The sequence below is a fragment of the Nostocoides australiense Ben110 genome, assembly GCF_001050535.1.
Taxonomy (GTDB): Bacteria; Actinomycetota; Actinomycetes; order Actinomycetales; family Dermatophilaceae; genus Nostocoides_A; species Nostocoides_A australiense.
Map to the genome: position 1 here is coordinate 3612351 of NZ_HG764815.1, position 1433 is coordinate 3613783.

2 protein-coding genes are annotated in these 1433 nt (G+C 74.3%); both read right to left on the reverse strand.

Annotated features, from left to right (window positions below; all coding sequences use genetic code 11):
• Positions 1–197: UvrD-helicase domain-containing protein (locus BN11_RS17685; RefSeq protein ID WP_048699621.1), on the reverse strand; the 197-nt coding region annotated here is incomplete at its 3' end.
• A gap of 93 nt (positions 198–290) precedes the next feature.
• Positions 291–1433, reverse strand: a 1143-nt coding sequence (gene moeB, locus BN11_RS17690; protein ID WP_235435530.1) for a molybdopterin-synthase adenylyltransferase MoeB, incomplete at its 5' end; no start/stop codon positions are given.

Genomic DNA, 1433 nt, shown 5'->3' on the forward strand with positions numbered 1-1433 from the left:
AGCACGAGGCACTGCTCGGGCCCGGCGACCCCGCGTGCCACCCGGTCGGCGACGAGTTCCACCGCGAGCGTGGTCTTGCCCGTGCCCGGACCCCCCAGCACCCGCAACAGCCGGCCGTCGTGGGCGAGCGCACGCTGCTGCTGCGCGTCGGGGGCGAAAGTGCCTGCGGCGGCGGCGCGAAGTGCGGTCGCTGTCATACGAAACAGTCCACCATCGAGCACCGACAACCCCCGTCAGGCAGCCCCGGCGTGTCCCCCGTGCGCGGCGAATCTACATGTCAACCGCGCTGGTCAGCCGGGCTGGTCAGCCAACTCGCCGGGCCAGGCGCTGATCCCACCCTCGAGGTCGGTGACGTCGGTGAAACCGGCCGCCCGCAGCCGCTGCGCCCCCGCGGCGGACCGGCCTCCGGCGGCGCAGTACAACACCACCCGCGCATCTCGGTCCACCGCCAGTTCCTCGATCCGCCCGACGGGGTGCAGCAGGGCGCCGGGGATGATCCCGCCCGCCCATTCCGCCGGCTCGCGCACGTCGACGAGCACGACGCCCGGGTCGCTCGCCAGCACCTGCGCCAGCTGCTCGGCGGTATGCCGCGGGCCCCCGGTCTCGCAGGCCGCCGACTCGTCCCGGGGTGCGGTGATTGTCGCCTCCGGCCCGCAGAGGCGGCACACCGGGTTGCGGGCGACCGGGACGGTGGACCAGGTCCCCTCGAGGGCGTCGTGGATGAGCAGCCGGCCCGTCAGCGGACGCCCGACGCCACTGAGCACCTTGATCGCCTCGGTGGCCTGGATCGACCCGACCGCCGCACACAGCGACCCGAGCACCCCCGCCTCCGCGCACGAGGCCACGCTGCCCGCGGGCGGCGGCGCCGGGAAGACGCAGCGATAGCACGGACCGTGGGGCGGCCACCAGACGCTCACCTGCCCGTCGAAGCGCAGTATCGACCCCCACACGTGCGGGCGGCCGGTCAAGGCGCAGGCGTCGGCGACGGCATACCGGGTGGCGAAGTTGTCGGCGCCGTCGACGACGACGTCATAGCCCGACACCAGGCCGACCGCGTTGGCGCCGGTGAGCCGCAACGGGTGGCGCTCGACCCGGACGAGCGGGTTGATCGCCGTGAGCCGGTCCGCGGCGGAGTCGACCTTGGGCCGCCCGATCGCCGCGGTGTCGTGGATGACCTGGCGTTGCAGGTTCGACTCGTCGACGACATCGTCATCGACGATTCCGATCGTGCCGACACCCGCGGCCGCGAGATAGGTCGCCGTGACCGAGCCGAGCCCGCCGGCGCCGATGATCAGTGCCCGCGATCCGGCCAGCGCTTGCTGCCCGGCCGCGCCGAACTCCGGCAGGAGGAGGTGGCGGGCGTACCGCCGCCGCTCCGCGGGCCCGAGCTCAGGAGGCGCGGGCCGATCCGGCTCAGGAGGCGCGGGCCGATC